This window comes from Caballeronia grimmiae, assembly GCF_022879615.1.
Lineage (GTDB): Bacteria > Pseudomonadota > Gammaproteobacteria > Burkholderiales > Burkholderiaceae > Caballeronia > Caballeronia grimmiae.
Window position 1 is genome coordinate 747473 of the sequence record NZ_CP084273.1, and the last position, 14970, is coordinate 762442.

The 14970-nt window shown below is 61.2% G+C and carries 12 protein-coding genes and 1 pseudogene; 7 read left to right on the plus strand and 6 right to left on the minus strand.

Annotated features, from left to right (window positions below):
• Positions 1-14: 14 nt before the first annotated feature.
• Together mmsA and chvE are read right to left on the minus strand one after the other, a co-directional pair.
• A complete protein-coding gene (gene mmsA / locus LDZ21_RS22665) occupies positions 15-1526 on the minus strand; it encodes a multiple monosaccharide ABC transporter ATP-binding protein (RefSeq protein ID WP_244796736.1) in 1512 nt (503 codons plus the stop codon).
• A gap of 113 nt (positions 1527-1639) precedes the next feature.
• Positions 1640-2701 carry a multiple monosaccharide ABC transporter substrate-binding protein gene (chvE, locus tag LDZ21_RS22670; RefSeq protein WP_280519432.1) on the minus strand — a complete coding sequence of 354 codons (1062 nt, stop codon included), beginning with the start codon at positions 2699-2701 and terminating at the stop codon, positions 1640-1642.
• Between the two features lie 940 nt (positions 2702-3641).
• Between chvE and LDZ21_RS22675 the strand changes: the two genes are divergently transcribed.
• The 4 genes from LDZ21_RS22675 (at position 3642) to flgM (ending at position 7224) form a co-directional block, all read left to right on the plus strand.
• Complete coding sequence (locus LDZ21_RS22675; RefSeq protein ID WP_244796217.1) at positions 3642-3803, plus strand: hypothetical protein; 162 nt, start codon at positions 3642-3644, stop codon at positions 3801-3803.
• A 233-nt stretch (positions 3804-4036) separates the two neighbouring features.
• Positions 4037-5731, plus strand: a complete 1695-nt coding sequence (locus LDZ21_RS31210; RefSeq protein ID WP_280519433.1) for a methyl-accepting chemotaxis protein — start codon at positions 4037-4039, stop codon at positions 5729-5731.
• Positions 5732-6320: 589 nt separating this feature from the next.
• Positions 6321-6767: a response regulator gene (locus tag LDZ21_RS22690; RefSeq protein WP_244796218.1), complete on the plus strand. Its 447-nt coding sequence runs from the start codon at positions 6321-6323 to the stop codon at positions 6765-6767.
• Between the two features lie 166 nt (positions 6768-6933).
• Positions 6934-7224, plus strand: a complete 291-nt coding sequence (flgM, locus tag LDZ21_RS22695; protein WP_244796219.1) for a flagellar biosynthesis anti-sigma factor FlgM — start codon at positions 6934-6936, stop codon at positions 7222-7224.
• Between the two features lie 664 nt (positions 7225-7888).
• On the opposite strand, the gene LDZ21_RS22700 is transcribed toward flgM, so the two are convergent.
• Both LDZ21_RS22700 and LDZ21_RS22705 read right to left on the minus strand, forming a co-directional pair.
• Entirely contained in the window at positions 7889-8542 is a 654-nt protein-coding gene (locus LDZ21_RS22700; protein WP_244796220.1) for a helix-turn-helix transcriptional regulator, read from the minus strand.
• 51 nt (positions 8543-8593) lie between these two features.
• On the minus strand, positions 8594-9580 hold the full coding sequence (locus LDZ21_RS22705; protein WP_244796221.1) for an ornithine cyclodeaminase family protein: 987 nt from the start codon (positions 9578-9580) through the stop codon (positions 8594-8596).
• A 166-nt stretch (positions 9581-9746) separates the two neighbouring features.
• On the opposite strand from LDZ21_RS22705, the gene LDZ21_RS22710 reads away from it, so the two are divergent.
• Together LDZ21_RS22710 and LDZ21_RS22715 are read left to right on the plus strand one after the other, a co-directional pair.
• Positions 9747-10529, plus strand: coding sequence for an ABC transporter substrate-binding protein (locus LDZ21_RS22710; protein WP_244796222.1), 783 nt, complete (start codon positions 9747-9749; stop codon positions 10527-10529).
• A gap of 22 nt (positions 10530-10551) precedes the next feature.
• Entirely contained in the window at positions 10552-11793 is a 1242-nt protein-coding gene (locus tag LDZ21_RS22715; protein ID WP_244796223.1) for an NAD(P)/FAD-dependent oxidoreductase, read from the plus strand.
• Between the two features lie 198 nt (positions 11794-11991).
• On the opposite strand, the gene LDZ21_RS22720 is transcribed toward LDZ21_RS22715, so the two are convergent.
• Complete coding sequence (locus LDZ21_RS22720) at positions 11992-12156, minus strand: hypothetical protein (RefSeq protein WP_244796224.1); 165 nt, start codon at positions 12154-12156, stop codon at positions 11992-11994.
• Between the two features lie 529 nt (positions 12157-12685).
• Between LDZ21_RS22720 and LDZ21_RS22725 the strand changes: the two are divergent.
• A pseudogene (locus LDZ21_RS22725) lies at positions 12686-13159 on the plus strand (methyl-accepting chemotaxis protein); the annotation flags it as partial.
• Positions 13160-13618: 459 nt separating this feature from the next.
• Here the strand turns inward: LDZ21_RS22725 and LDZ21_RS22730 are convergent.
• Positions 13619-14782 (minus strand): right-handed parallel beta-helix repeat-containing protein, encoded by a 1164-nt coding sequence (locus tag LDZ21_RS22730; RefSeq protein ID WP_244796225.1) that lies wholly within the window; start codon positions 14780-14782, stop codon positions 13619-13621.
• Positions 14783-14970 lie beyond the last annotated feature (188 nt).

Sequence of the window (14970 nt, forward strand, 5' to 3'; positions counted from 1 at the left end):
TCGATGTATATAGATCACGCATGACCGGCGTTCACGATTGCGCGCATGATGCGCTCCTGGCTCGCTTCGTTTCGATCGAGCTCGACCACGAGCCGACCCTCGTTCATCACATAGATGCGATCGCACATGCCAAGCAGCTCCGGCATTTCGGAAGAAATCATCAGAATGCCTTCGCCCTTGCGCGCCAGCTCGTCGATGATTGTGTAAATCTCGTATTTGGCCCCGACATCGATGCCTCGCGTGGGTTCATCGAGAATCAGGAGACGCGGCTTCGTAAACAGCCACTTGCTCAGCACGACCTTCTGCTGATTGCCGCCCGAAAGATTGACCACCGGTTGCTGAATGCCGGAACTGCGGATGCGCAACGATTCGCGATACCGCTGCGCAACCCTTGCCTCGGCGTGTTCGTCGATTACACCGTGACTGGACACTTCGGCGAGGTTCGCAAGCGACACGTTCTTGCGGATTTCCTGCTCGAGGATCAGGCCGTACCCCTTGCGGTCCTCTGTCACATAGGCAATGCCATGCTTGATGGCCTTGCCTATGGTCGATACATCCACTGTCTGGCCGTCGATCAGCACCTGCCCGCTAATCCGTCTGCCATACGAGCGCCCGAAGATACTCATGGCAAGTTCGGTGCGACCCGATCCCATCAGCCCCGCGATGCCGACCACTTCGCCCTTGCGTACGTTGAGATCAATGCCCTTGATGACCTCGCGCTCGGAATACTGTTCGTGGAACACGTGCCAGTCGCGTACTTCGAAGATCACGTCGCCGATCTGCGGCTCGCGCTGCGGATAACGGTGTGCCATGTCACGGCCGACCATGCCGCGAATAATGCGATCCTCGCTGACCTCGTTTGCGGCGCAATCGAGCGTCTCGATCGTGCTTCCGTCGCGGATGACGGTGATCTGATCCGCGACCTGTGTTATCTCGTTGAGCTTGTGTGAAATGAGGATGCAGGAAATACCCTGTGCCTGGAGTTCCAGCAGCAGTTTTAGCAGCGCCGCGCTATCGGTCTCGTTCAGGCTCGCAGTGGGTTCGTCGAGGATCAGCAGCTTCACGCGCTTTGATAGCGCCTTGGCAATTTCCACCAACTGCTGCTTGCCGACGCCGAGCTTTCCGACCGTCGCATCGGGCGACTCATTCAGACCGACGCGCCGCAGCAATTCTCGCGTGCGCTTGTGCGCCGCATGCCAGTCGATCACGCCGCGTTGCGCCAGTTCGTTGCCAAGAAAGATGTTCTCGGTGATCGAGAGCATCGGCACGAGTGCCAGTTCCTGATGAATGATGATGATGCCGCGCTCTTCGCTTTCGCGGATGTCCGCGAAGCGTTGCTCCATCCCTTCGAAGTGGATTTCCCCTTCGTAGGACCCGTGCGGATACACGCCGCTCAGCACCTTCATGAGAGTGGACTTGCCTGCGCCATTCTCACCGACGACCGCATGGATTTCTCCAGCCTTGACCGTCAGATTGACGTTATTGAGTGCTTTGACACCCGGAAACGTCTTCGTGATGCTTCGCATGGACAGGATGATCTCGTCCGCCACGCCGTCTCCTGATTTTTGATGTTGTGCAGGGTCCGCTCGCCGGAGCACGCGTGACGTCTCCGGCGACAGACTGGGATCTCGATGTTGCCTTACTTGACCTGCGCTTCCGTGTAGTAGCCGCTGTCAACCAGGATCGGCTTCCAGTTGGAGCCGTCCACCAGTACCGGGTTGAGCAGATACGACGGGACTACCTTCACGCCGTTGTTGTAGGTCTTGGTGTCGTTCACCTCTGGCTGCTTGCCTTGTGCCATTGCGTCGATCATCGCAACCGTCACCTTGGCGAGCTGGCGCGTGTCCTTGAACACGGTCGAGTACTGCTCGTTGTGCAGAATGGACTTGACCGAAGGAATCTCGGCGTCCTGCCCGCTGACGATCGGGCACGGCTGCTGAGCCGTGCAATAGCCCACACCCTTCACCGACGAAAGAATGCCAATGCTCAAGCCGTCGTACGGGCTCAGCACGGCGTCGAGCTTGGCATTGCCGTAGTAAGCCGACAGCAGATTATCCATACGGGCCTGTGCGACGGCGCCATCCCAGCGCAGCGTACCGACCTTGTTCATTCCAAACTGCTTGCTGCGCACCACCAGCTTGCCGCTCTTGATGTACGGATCCAGCACGCTCATCGCGCCGTTATAGAAGAAGAAGGCGTTGTTGTCGTCGGGCGAACCACCGAACAGTTCGATATTGAACGGGCCTTTTCCCTGTTTTAGACCTAGCTTGTCAACAATGGACTGCGCCTGCAGCACGCCGACCTTGTAGTTATCGAACGTCGCGTAGTAGGCGACATCGGGGGTGCCCTTGATCAGGCGATCGTATGCAATGACCTTGATGCCGGCATCGTGCGCTTTTTTGAGCACATCGGTCAGGGTGGTCCCATCGATTGCAGCGATCACCAGCACCTTCGGCTTCTTGGTGACCATGTTCTCGATTTGCGCGAGCTGATTGGGGATGTCATCGTCGCCATACTGGAGATCGGTGGTGTAACCGTTCGCCTGCAGGTACTTGACCATGTTATTGCCATCGGCAATCCAGCGCGCGGACGACTTGGTCGGCATGGACACGGCAACCAGCCCCTTGCTGTCGGCATGGGCAAGACCGATCATTGGCAACGCCATGACCGCAATTAGGGTTTTCAAGAACAGACGTTTCATCGGTATGTCTCCTTCGGTATTTGGATGAGTGCCGCTCTGGCCGCGGTCCAGGCGATCGTATTGTTAAAGCACCGCGGTTTTAATTCTGACTTGCCGGTGACGGGCCCGTCTATCCGTGGTCTCGATGATGAAGCGAACCCGGCCTCCTCAAGCCCAAGTTCACGCGCACCCGTATTCGGTACGAACTCATCGTGCGCGGAAGACCCGGGCGACATTAAGAAGACGCATTCGCCGCGGCCCGCAAAGGCCCTGTCGGCCGGCGCCCGGTTGCTGTTCACATATTGGGCGGCACTTCACGCCGGCCGGGGTTTGTTGGGATAGCCCCTTTGACGCCGCTGAGCCTGCGCCCTTTGATGCAATTCGTGTCTCCCGCTCCGGTCTCGTTCGTTTTGATTTTTGGCCCTCAGATGGGTTGGAAGCAAGCTTACGTGCAGCGTTAGCATGCGTCCAATATAAAAAAACCTCGCATTGATATCATTTTTGGTATCGCCCAACGGGTCTTCCTCACCGCTGCACTGGAATCGGCTAGTCCATTGCGGGCTAGACGGTGGGCTTGTGTGCGGCTGGATGCGTATAGGTATCCTCGCCGGGGAAGGGGTGAGCCGGCGGCTTGGCATCCCCGCCAACGAATGTCCGGTCTCAACCTTTGTAGCCGCCGCATGAAAGACGCGTTGACGTACGGCATGAACGTACCATGCCGGCTGTGGTCCGCCGCAAGGGTTCGCTAGGCATGCGCGTCGGATATCACGCCTCCCTAACAGTTTGACGCAGGCGGGTAGCGGTGCGATGGTTAGACAAGCCCACTAGGTTGCTCACCTGCTCCTTGGTCTTGCCTGAGACGATATGTCGGAGGCTGTAAGTGTTCCTAAGCACGTGCGGGCTCTCGCCGGTCGCATCGAAGCCGGTCCTTCCAAGAGCAGCACGCAGGCATTTCAACATCGTGCCCGTCAGCATCGGTTTTACTGCTGCGGTCGCGATGAACAACCATTGTGTCGTGCTGTGCACTGATTGCTTCGTCGCGCGATGTGAGGCCGGTGCTTATCGAGAAGACAGTCGGTCGGTCGTCGGCGACATCGAGATCATCGACCATCAGTTGCCCTGACTCGGCCGCTGTCACTCCAGAGGCGAGAAAGAGCGCGATTGATTCGGGCACATTGCCTCCTTACAGCCAGAACACTCTTTCCGTGCCAGGCTACGATCAGCTTGCGTCCGTTTTCGTGGTTGAAAGTATTCAGATGTCGCCAGTGCAGCCGATAAACACTTGCCCCCTTCGTCACAAGAGACGGGGACAGCGCGATGTGTGGCATCGCTTCCGTTCGTACCAGGCAAAAAACGATGATGACTGTAACTATCCGGGCGCGCATTGCCCTCACCATGACGTTCTTAGGCGTTTTACTTTGCCTGTGCGTAGGCTTGGGCCTGCTCGGAATGAACGCGATAAACGCCTCGGCGAAAGATATAAGCCTCAACACGTTGCCGTCGGTCAATGCGCTGGGCCTTTCTGACGTCTACCTCGGACGAGCACGCCTTTCGCTGGACCGCTACGCGCTCGCCCCCGATTCGCCTGACGCCAGTACACTGCGCGCGCGCGCCGACAAGTTCCTTGCCGATTCCGACGACTGGTACAAGAAATACGACGTCATCCCGCGCAGCCCCGACGAAGACGTCCTCGCGAAGGAGGTGGTCGCTGCGCGCGCAGATATGCGCAAGCAGGTCGAAGCATTCGGCTTGGCCATCGAGAAGCGGGAGCAGGCCGATATCGCCCGTCTGGCGATGAAGGACCTGCCGGCCGCCTACAATCGTGCAAGCGACGCCTTCAAGAAGCTCAAGGAGTTTCAATTGACGGACGCTGCCCGTCAGGACGTCGAGAACGATAGCCGCGTCGCGACTCTGCGGACGTGGGGCATTCTCGCTCTTGTTTTAGGCATTGCAGCCGCCGTCTCTGGCTGGTTCTTCCTCCGCCGCGCGATCATGACGCCGCTGGCCGAAGCACTCACACACTTCGAACATATTTCATCGGGCGATCTGACGCGCCACGTTGCGATCAAGACGCACGACGAGATGGGGCAGTTGCTCGCCGGCATTGCCACGATGAAGAGCAAGCTGGCGGACACAGTCGGCACCGTGCGCATCAGTAGCGAAGCAATCGGAAGCGCGAGCAAGCAAATCGCGGCCGGCAACACCGACCTGTCGTCACGCACCGAACAGCAAGCTGCGTCGCTTCAAGAAACGGCTTCGAGCATGGAAGAGCTCACGTCGACGGTGAAGCAGAATTCCGAGAACGCGAAGCAGGCGCGTGGCCTTGCCGACAATGCCAACGCCGTAGCCAACGAAGGAGCCGCGATCGTCGGACAGGTTGTCGAGACGATGGCTGGCATCGAGCAAAGCTCCGGGAAGATTGCCGAGATCATCGGCATGATCGAAGGCATCGCCTTCCAGACGAACATCTTGGCGCTCAACGCGGCGGTCGAAGCGGCGCGCGCAGGCGAGCAAGGCCGTGGGTTCGCGGTGGTCGCCAGTGAAGTCCGCAGTCTTGCACAGCGATCATCAGCCGCTGCAAAAGAGATCAAAGGATTGATTGAAACCTCCGGCGACCGAGTGCAAGCGGGTACGGAACTCGTCGCGCAGGCAGGGGAGACCATGCAGCGCGTCGGCACAGCCATCCAGCGTGTCACGGACATCATGGGCGAGATTGCCTCGGCGTCAAACGAGCAGAGCCGCGGCATCGAGCAAGTCAATCAAGCCATTTCGCAGATGGACGAGGTGACGCAGCAGAACGCGGCGCTCGTTGAGGAAGCAGCCGCAGCAGCCGGCTCTATGGAAGATCAGGCGAAGCAACTGTCCGCAGCCGTCGCCGTGTTCCGGACTGCCCAAACGCTCTCCGTCGCAGCGACGAACAAGTGCACGCCGCAGATTGCGCGTCCGTCGACCCCCAGGAAGTCGCCGACGATGACGAGAACGGCAAAGCCAGCGATTGTAGCCGCGCAGCCCGTCCATGCGGGATCCGACGGCGATTGGTCGACGTTTTAAGCCTGGAGCATGTTCGTCATGCCGCCGAGAAAGCAGCCGCTGACACTGGGGGTGCCCACTGCCGAAGCTCTGCCTTGTAACGATGACGCTGAAGGCGAACGCCTGATCCGTTGCGAGGTTGATGACATGGTCAAGCAGCTGCATGAGCTTCGGCGTCGGCTGGCTGGCATAGAAAGCCGCATCTCACAGAAGGCAATCGAGTCCGTCATTAAGGCTTGCGTCGAGCTGGACGGGTTCCTCCGATCGGATGGCGCCCAGGGAACAGAGTAGGGACCGCTCATCAGTGGGACGCGCTGGCCGGTCGGTGCATTCCACGGCACGCTGGCAGCAACGTCTGGTCAATCGCCCGCAACGCCAGCCGCATGACGACGTACGACCACTATAACGAGTCACACCCGCACAGCGCCCTGAAATACCGCTCGCCTCGTGAGTTTCGTCGGCAAGCAGTTTCTCCAACCTAAGCGGGACCGGGTGTCCGGTTATGCGGGGGCAAGTCCACTCCGCTTGCTTGCACATGGCGTGATCGTGTGCGGCAGGGCTTAAGGGTTCGCGGTATTCAAACACAAGGAAAAAGGGAAGGGTTTCACCGATGATTCATGCTGATAGGCGCTTGTTGGTAGTCGATGATATGGCCACCATGCGCAGTTTGATTCGGAAAATGCTCAGGGCGATCGGCTATCCGGTCATCGAAGAAGCAGAGGATGGGGTAGCTGCGCTCGAGAAGCTCAAAGCGCAGCATTTCGATCTGGTGATTACTGATTGGAACATGCCCAATATGGACGGGCTCTCCCTGTTGCACGAGATCCGCAAATCCGAGGATGTGGCGCACCTGCCGGTACTCATGGTCACGGCTGAAAAGAAGCGCGAAAACGTACTAGCGGCAATTCGCGCCGGTGCTAACGGCTACATTGTGAAGCCGTTCTCCGAGGCGGCACTGGCCGACAAGCTTGCCCAAGTGCTTCCACTTCCGGTCAGCTCCGTCCCGACAGATCGTGGCACTTCTGTGTTCGGCGCTATCTTCAACGCGGCCACGTAACTCGATGCTCACACTTTGTTTCAATTTGTTGCAAATGCGTGAGATCCTCGCGGGATAAGGGTTTTGCGCACTTGCCGCAGTGGTCGGGGTGCCGCGCGCCCCGTCGCATGGTAAAGATTTCAACCCTCGCACCGTTAAGGAACTCATGCAAGCGAGGAGCGAAACCATGAAGATCCAGTCAAACAACAACACCGCCATGCCGGAACCAATCAACGTCCAGCGTGCAACGAATGAAAGGGACTACGCCATGACTCCGCAGCATGCCGACGCGATTGCCGCGGATAGCTCGACGGTCAGGCTTTTGTCGACTTCCACGTTGCGCGCGTCGAGCGCGACCGATATCGATATCGATAAGGTCGCTTCCGTTAGAGCCGCCCTGCGTGGTGGTACATACAGTATCGATTCGGGTCGCGTGGCCGACGGGATGCTCGGTTTCGCGCGCGATCTACTGCAATGACCAAAGGCCGTCCCGCGTGCGTAAAGAAGTCGGGCGCCAGTGAGAGCTACAAGCGAAGCTCGCGCTGGGCCAAAGCAGATACATCGCCTCGTTCTGATCGGGTGTCGGGCTTCGCGGCCCAACGGTCTCTCGTCGATGGAAATTATGGAGTGACAAACGTAAGCGAGAACGCGGCCGCGCGGGCGGATTGAGAAATCGCCCGTGGACGTGGCGCGCTCGCCAGTAGTTGAGCGCTTGCCCAATGTCCGTGTTCTCCGTTCAGCGATTTAAGACAGGCCCGCAGTTCTTCCCGGCGCGATCCGGGGGTTGCTAGCTTGGACCAAGGGCGTTGGCTACCTCATCATCCGTTCTTGCAGCCAGGATCGACACTTCGCTAGTGGTAAGAGCGCGTTCGGGTCGGTCAGCCGCCAGCTTGCCGCCGGCGCAAACACCGACATCTGTAAATAGCCAGAACACGACATTTGAACTTGGGACCTACAAACGAAAATGCGCTAATTTATATTATGTAAAACGTACTCAGAGTTGACGAAGATGAGTTCCGCGTTTGACAAAACCGTCTGTCGTTTCGGCTTAGAGAACCGCCCGCCGTCGAGTTCATCATCCATAAAGAACTCGAACACAAGCCGCAACCCGCGCGCGCTCCACGCCAGCGCAGCCCCACCGCTCAAACGCCGTCCTTCATCTCCCGCAGATGTTTGTAGACAGTCGCGCGCCCCATGCCGAGCACCTTGGCGACATAGTTCGCCGAACTCTTGCCCTTGAACGCGCCCTGCGCGTGCAGCGCCTCGACAAGTTCACGCCGATGTTCGCGCGTGAGCGAATTCAGCGCGATCTGCCGCTCGCGCAGCCAGCCGTGCAGAAACGTGTTGATGCGCTCCTGCCAGTCGTCTTTGAAAAGCTCGACGGGCTGCGCGACGACGCCCGCGCCGCGCAGGAACAGTTCGAGCGTCGAACGCATATCCTCGAAAGCCGCGATGTTGAAGTTGATGCACATCACGCCGGCGGCGTTGCCTGCATCGTCGAACAGCGCCGTACTCACGCAGCGCATGCGGCGGCCATCCCAGTTCAGCTTCTCGTAGGGACCGACGAGCCGGTCGCGCGCGGTGTCCTCGACATCATCGAGTGCGGAGTCGTCGCCGATCTCGCGCTTCGACAGATTGTTCGACAGATATGCGACGGTCTGATCCGACAGATCGTGGATTACGACTTCGGCATAGGGAAAGAACAGCGTCGTGATGCTGTCCGCGATGTGCGCATAGCGCGCAAGCAGCGCCTCTCGGGCGATGACATCGGGCTTCGGCGTCTTGCGTCGTGACATTGACTGGGAATGGGGCATGAGTTCCGAAACGGTGAAAGCCGATGATACTGCTTAATCCGCGGCGCGCGGCTTCGCGAGATGGACGTGGAGCGCGTGCGCGACCGCGATGTCTTCGAGGCCGAGGCCAATGGAGCGGAAGAACACGTTGCGCTCGAAAGAAGGCGCCGGGCACGCGCCGCGTACGAGCTCCGCGAGATCGCCGCGAATCGCCTCGGGCGACCAGCCGTGACGCTCCTGCGCGATCACCATTTCGCCCGCGCTCGACGGCGTCGTGTGCCGATAGTCGCAGTAGACATCGAGCGCATTCATTGCGGCCGGATCGATCTCGTGCGCGCGAGCGACGTTCGTGCTGATCGAGGTGATGAGCGCGGGCTTCGTGAGCGCATCGAGCGAAAGCACCGGCGTACCCGACGACGTGCACAGCAACACGACATCCGCATCGCGCACGCACTCGGCGACCGATGCCGCGATGCGCACGCGTGCGTCGAGCGCCCGCGCTTCGTTGGCGCGTTCGTGGTCGTTCACGAGGCGCGGCGAATGGATGCGGATGTCCGACCATGCGCGCAACGGCGCGACATGCCGCAAATGCGCGAGCGCGACGCTCCCCGAGCCGATGATCGCGAGGCGCTCGCTCGATGCGCTCGCGAGCCGCGCGACCGCGAGCGCCGTCGTGCCCGCCGTGCGCTCGGTGGTGAGGAGCGCGGCATCGCACCACATCAGCGGCGCGCCGGTGCGCATCGACATCAGCGCGGTCCAGGCAGTGACGACCGGCGCGCCGGGATGCACGATATACGGCGAGAGCTTTGCGCCGAAGACGCCGTGTTTCGCGAGCGCGCCGAGATAAGTGATGAAATCCCCCGCGCCGCCCGGAAAAGGCGTGAGCGTCTGCGTTGGCTGCACGGCGTCGCCGCGGCCGAGCGCGTCGAACATGTCTTCGAGCGCACCGTGGATATCCAGCGACGGCAGCGCTCGCCGCACGTCGTCTTCGTGAACGATGAAAGGCGTCTCATCGCGCGTGGTTTCGGACAAAGAATTCATGCGGAAGCCTCCGGGTTCGCGCGGCCATGGTCTTGTCATGCAGCCGCTGTGGAATGGGTAGACGTTTTTGTCCATTCTAGACTTTTATTCTGTTTTTGGACTATATTTCCTATGGGCGCTCGGCGATACCCGCGCGGCAAATTAAATACGACCTTGGGTGACGACAATGAACTGGAAGATGATTTGCTTCGCGGGCGCGGCGAGTTTCGCGTTCACATTCGGCGTGGCGCACGCGGACTCGCAGACCTTGCGCTTCGGCGTCGAGGCGTCGTATCCGCCGTTCGAGAGCAAGACGCCGGCAGGCACGCTTGAAGGCTTCGACATCGACATCGGCAATGCCGTGTGCGAGCGCGTCAAGATGAAGTGCGTGTGGGTGGAAAACAGCTTCGACGGGCTGATCGCCGCGCTGCAGGCGCGCAAGTTCGACGCGATCAATTCGGCGATGAACATCACGGCCAAGCGCAAGCAGGCCATCGACTTCACGCCGCCCGTCTACGTGATGCCGATCCAGATGATCGCGAAGCGCGGCTCGCATCTGGAGCCGACGCCCGCAAGCCTGAAGGACAAGCGAGTCGGCGTGCTGCAAGGCTCGACGCAGGAGGACTACGTGCGCAAGCATTGGGCGAGCGCAGGCGTGCAGGTCGTGACGTACCAGAGCCAGGACCAGATTTTCGCGGATCTCTCGGCCGGGCGGCTCGACGGCGCGGTGCAGGAAGTGCAGACGGCGATCGACGGCTTTCTCGCGAAGCCCGAGGGCAAGGACTTCGATTTCGCGGGCGGCCCGTTGACCGATCCGTCCACGCTCGGCGAAGGCACGGGCATCGGCTTGCGCAAGGACGACGCCGCGTTGAAAGCGAAGGTCGTCGCCGCGCTCGATTCGCTGAAGAAGGACGGAACGCTCAGTCAGCTCTCGCAAAAGTATTTCAAACGCGACATCATCGCCAAATAACCATTTCAGCAGGCTCTGCAACATGGCTCAGGACGTGATCGTGCTCGGCGCGGGCATCGTGGGAGTGAGCGTCGCGCTGCATTTGCAGCAGCGCGGATGGCAGGTGACGCTCGTCGACCGGCGCGCGCCCGGCGAAGCGACGAGCTTCGGTAATGCGGGGCTGATCGAGGCGTCGTCGGTAGTGCCTTATGCGTTTCCGCGCGACCTGCGCACCGTGTTCAAGCTCGCGATGAACCGTTCGACCGCGCTGCGCTACGACCTGCGCTCCCTGCCCGCCTATGGGCCGTGGCTCGCGCGCTACTGGTGGGAGTCGGCGCCGGCGCGTCTTGCCGCCGCCGCGCGCGACATGCTTCCCCTCATCGGCAACAGCGTGGCCGAGCATGAAGCGCTGATCGCGCGCGCGGGTCTCTCCGATCTCGTGCGGCCCACGGGCTGGCTCGAAGCCTATCGCTCGCGCGAGCAGTTCGAGCGCGAGGCGAGCGATGCCGCGCGCATCGCGAGCGAGCACGGCCTGGGCATGAAGGCGCTCGATGCGGCCGCGCTGCATCGGCTGGAGAAATCGCTTGCAGACGGATACGCGGGCGCAATCCACTGGACCGACCCGCGCAGTGTCATCGATCCGGGCGCGCTGACGAAAGGATATGCGGCGCTGTTCGAGCGCCAGGGCGGACGCATCCTGACCGGCGACGCGGCGACACTCCAACAGTCGGGCAGCGGCTGGCGCGTGATGACGTCGAGCGGGCTGGTCGAGGCGCGGGGGGCGGTCATCGCGCTCGGCGTCTGGTCCGGCGATCTCGCGCGCAAGTTCGGCTACCGCATTCCGCTGGTGGCGAAGCGCGGCTATCACATGCATTACGCAAGCGACGGCCGCGCTGCGCTATCCCGGCCCGTCGTCGATATGGAAAACGGCTATGTGGTGGCCCCGATGCGGCGCGGGCTGCGACTCACGACCGGCGTCGAACTGGCGTCCCGCAATAGGCCGCCGAGTCCCGTGCAACTGGAACGAGCGGAGCGCGTCGCGCGTCCGATGTTTGGCCTCGGGGCGCGCATCGACGACGCGCCGTGGCTCGGGATGCGACCCTGCACGCCGGACATGCGGCCGGTGATCGGACCGGCGGACCGTCATCCCGGTCTCTGGTTTGCGTTCGGACATGCGCATCACGGACTGACGCTCGGGCCGGTGACGGGCAGGCTGCTGAGCGAGTTAATGGGCGGAGAAGCGGGCTTCACCAGTCCACATCCCTACCGCGCGGGGAGGTTTTAGTACTGCGCAGCCGGGGATGTAGACCCGGCGCAGGGCCGTTGGACCTTCTGCAGACACTAGCCGGTTACTTATTAGAGACAGAGGGCGCTGTGTATGCGTTGCCGCAGGCTGGTTAGCGGCGAATACGCGGTTTCCCCGAGGAAACCGCGATCCGGGCTGCGCAACGCCCGGCGCGCCGCACGCCGGGCGTCATCTCCCCTACTGCCATTTCGCTTTCTTGTGCCGATTACGGCCAATCACGTCCCAAAGCTTTTTCGATTCCTTCTGGGCCGACTTCGCACTTTCGTCGTGGTGCTCCGCATCGCCGCCATGCGCCGCAGTGGCGCCCCGTTTCGCGTGTCTGAACAATTCAGCGAGTCTCATAGCAAGCTCCTTTCGCAGCGAACGCGCCGCGAAATTCAAGTCTACTCCGGCTGCTATCGGATGGCGTTATCGCTTCATTCTCGCTGCGTAGGTATCGTTGCGCGTTCAGCAGATGGTCACGCGTGCGCGCGGCCGTCGTTGCGCCGTCGCGTTCGACCATCGCTTTCACGACGGCTCGATGCTGCTTCGCGAAATGCCGCCGCGTGTCGTGCGGCGTTCTCTATGACGTCCCGCTCTCCATGATGGGCGAGTTCATGTCCCAGAGCCTCGCCACGCGTATTCGCGGCACGGCCGGTTGGCGGCTCATATAACGGGGGGCACTTCTGCTCGGGCGCCACGCCGGTGGCGATTGGCTTCATGGCCACGCAGTTCTCGTTCGGCGTGAGCTTCCTGCTGCTCGGCGCGGTGTTCTTTCTGAGCAACGTCTGCGCGTTCTTCATTCCGGATCACCTGTATGACACGAGCGCGTAGGAACCCAAGGCACGCGCACCCTCGGCACCCGCACGCGACACCGACGCCGCGTCGACGCATCATTTCGGTGATCTAAGGGATCGCGTTTCAAACGAATATTCTTGCGTTAAATGCAGCCGTCGAAGCCGCACGCGCCGGCGAGCGAGGGCGCGGGTTCGCGGTCGTCGCAGGAGAAGTGCGCACGCTCGCACAGCGCAGCGCGACTGCTGCGAAGGAGATCAAAGACCTGATCAGCAGTTCGGTGGAACATGTGAACGCGGGGTCGTCGCTCGTGCTCGACGCAGGCAACACGATGGATGAACTGGTGCGCTCGGTCAAACGTGTGACCGACATCATGGGCGACATCGCCTCGGCATCCAATGAGCAAAGCACCGGTATCGAACAGGTCAACGTCGCCGTCAGCTTGATGGATGAAGTCACTCAGCAGAATGCCGCTCTTGTCGAGCAAGCAAGCGCCGCGGCACAAGCTATGGCAGAGCAGGCGAGCAGCCTTCGCCGGGCGGTCTCCGTCTTTAAGCTGAACGCGCTTTGATCCCGAAGTGAGACAGTGTGCGCTGACGATGAACCAGCGCTGGCTTTGCGATGGCCCGGATTCCTTGGCTGCCGGTAGCAGCCAAGGCTCGCAGCCTCGTTCGGCAGCCCTCTTGCCGCATCATGCGGCGTGAACGCTACACCCAACTCAGCTAGCTAACGCTTGCGACCCATCTCCGTTTCAGCGGATCGAGGCGTCAACGCCGCGTTTCGGAGTGCCTCAGCCGTTCGCCTGCAGCTCTAACCAACGCAGCGCAGAAGGAGATCGACGCGTTCTGTTATCTCGGCGCACCGCCAACCGGCTGATCCAGCCGATGACGATCCGTCTGATTCCCACAGCAGTCCGCTACTCGATACGCAAGGCCGGCCTTAGTAGACCTTGAGATGCTGCCGTGACAACGCACGACCTCACGCAGTTTCTCCCAGCTAGTCCGCAATCGCGAGCGGCACATCTCCGGGCTTAGCCAACCTTGGGATTCACGACCGACACCTTCGGGCCGTTGCTGTCCCAGTCAGCGAGATACCAGTTCTTCTTCCACACGGGGTTCGTGCTGGTGATCGCGCCCGTAACGACGCAGCCATTCAGCCGAAGACCCTGGACGTCGAACGAATCGGTCGTGCAGCGGTCGGTATGGTTCGTGATCTGGATGTCGACGTTCTTTGCGACGGGTCCGGGGAGGAAGCCGAGGTACACCAGGATGCCGCCGCCCGCGCAACCCTGAGTCGTCGGGCTGACGATCTTGATGGCCTGAAGCACGGCGTTGTTGTCGTTCGGCTCGATGTCGAGCCCACATGCCGGCGCAGTGCCCGCAATGTTTTCCCAGAGCGGATTGGTGAACGTGATCCCGTTGCCGGACGTGATCGTCGCGCCTTGACGGCGGCAGCCGTTCGCGTGGTGGCCGCTGATCGACACGTTCGAACTGGTCTTGTTCGAGCCGCTCTGGCTGTTGCCGATGTAGATGCCGTCGCCCCAGCAGTTGATCGTCGTCGGGTTCGTGATCGTGACGCCGGTGGCGCCGTTGATTGAGATGCCCATGCCCCACTCGCCCGAACCGGCGGAGTTCAGTTCCTTGCTGCCGTCGAGATACGGTGCTTCGATGTTCACGTTGCTCACGTCCCACACGCGCATCATCTGATAGGAGCCGGTGTTGTGCGAGAGCATCTTGATAGACGCGCCCGGCGCGAAGCGGATATGCGTGTTCGAGCGCAGCGTGAGACCGGTCGCGTCGATGCGGCTCTTGCCGGTGATGAGAAGAATCTGGCCGACCGAGCCGTCGATGGCAGCCTGAAGCGCCGCGCGATCGTTGGTCGTGCCATCCCCCTTCACGCCGAATGACTTGTCTTGCAGCACGCCGTTCGTGCTCGTGTTGCTGGTGCCTTGCGAGCCGGTGCTCGCCGCGGTGCGCGGGTCTGCGGCGCCCAGGTTCATCCACGGCGATGTGCCGCTCTTGTACCAGTTGCCTGCTGTGTTCTTGGCGTGAATCACGCCGTTCAAGTAGAGGATCGTGGTGTACGCGGCGGGGGAACCGGTCGCCACCGATGCGCCGTTGCGCGTGGCACGGCCGCCCACGAGCGTCCAGACGGCGCCTGAACTATCAGTGATGGATGCTGCCGGCGGAATCATCGTCCCGCTCGATGAGGCGGCCTTTGCTACCGCCGCAGGATCTGCGGCATCGGTACCGACAGCGTCACCGCCGCCGCCACAGGCAGCCAATGTGGCACTTCCTGCACCCGCCATCATGAAGGTAAGGAACTTTCTACGTGAAAAGGGAGCGTTGGTCGTGCTGGTGACGCTAGAAAAGGAAGTTTCGT

Bases quoted from the DNA above. Each gene is read 5' to 3' on its own strand.
- LDZ21_RS22705 (WP_244796221.1), bottom strand. From the start codon at position 9,580: ATGAATTCTTTGTCCGAAACCACGCGCGATGAGACGCCTTTCATCGTT.
- flgM (WP_244796219.1), top strand. From the start codon at position 6,934: ATGAAGATCCAGTCAAACAACAACACCGCCATGCCGGAACCAATCAAC.
- LDZ21_RS22690 (WP_244796218.1), top strand. From the start codon at position 6,321: ATGATTCATGCTGATAGGCGCTTGTTGGTAGTCGATGATATGGCCACC.
- LDZ21_RS22730 (WP_244796225.1), bottom strand. From the start codon at position 14,782: ATGATTCCGCCGGCAGCATCCATCACTGATAGTTCAGGCGCCGTCTGG.
- LDZ21_RS22710 (WP_244796222.1), top strand. From the start codon at position 9,747: ATGAACTGGAAGATGATTTGCTTCGCGGGCGCGGCGAGTTTCGCGTTC.
- chvE (WP_280519432.1), bottom strand. From the start codon at position 2,701: ATGAAACGTCTGTTCTTGAAAACCCTAATTGCGGTCATGGCGTTGCCA.
- LDZ21_RS22700 (WP_244796220.1), bottom strand. From the start codon at position 8,542: ATGTCACGACGCAAGACGCCGAAGCCCGATGTCATCGCCCGAGAGGCG.
- LDZ21_RS22720 (WP_244796224.1), bottom strand. From the start codon at position 12,156: ATGAGACTCGCTGAATTGTTCAGACACGCGAAACGGGGCGCCACTGCG.
- mmsA (WP_244796736.1), bottom strand. From the start codon at position 1,526: ATGCGAAGCATCACGAAGACGTTTCCGGGTGTCAAAGCACTCAATAAC.
- LDZ21_RS31210 (WP_280519433.1), top strand. From the start codon at position 4,037: ATGATGACTGTAACTATCCGGGCGCGCATTGCCCTCACCATGACGTTC.
- LDZ21_RS22715 (WP_244796223.1), top strand. From the start codon at position 10,552: ATGGCTCAGGACGTGATCGTGCTCGGCGCGGGCATCGTGGGAGTGAGC.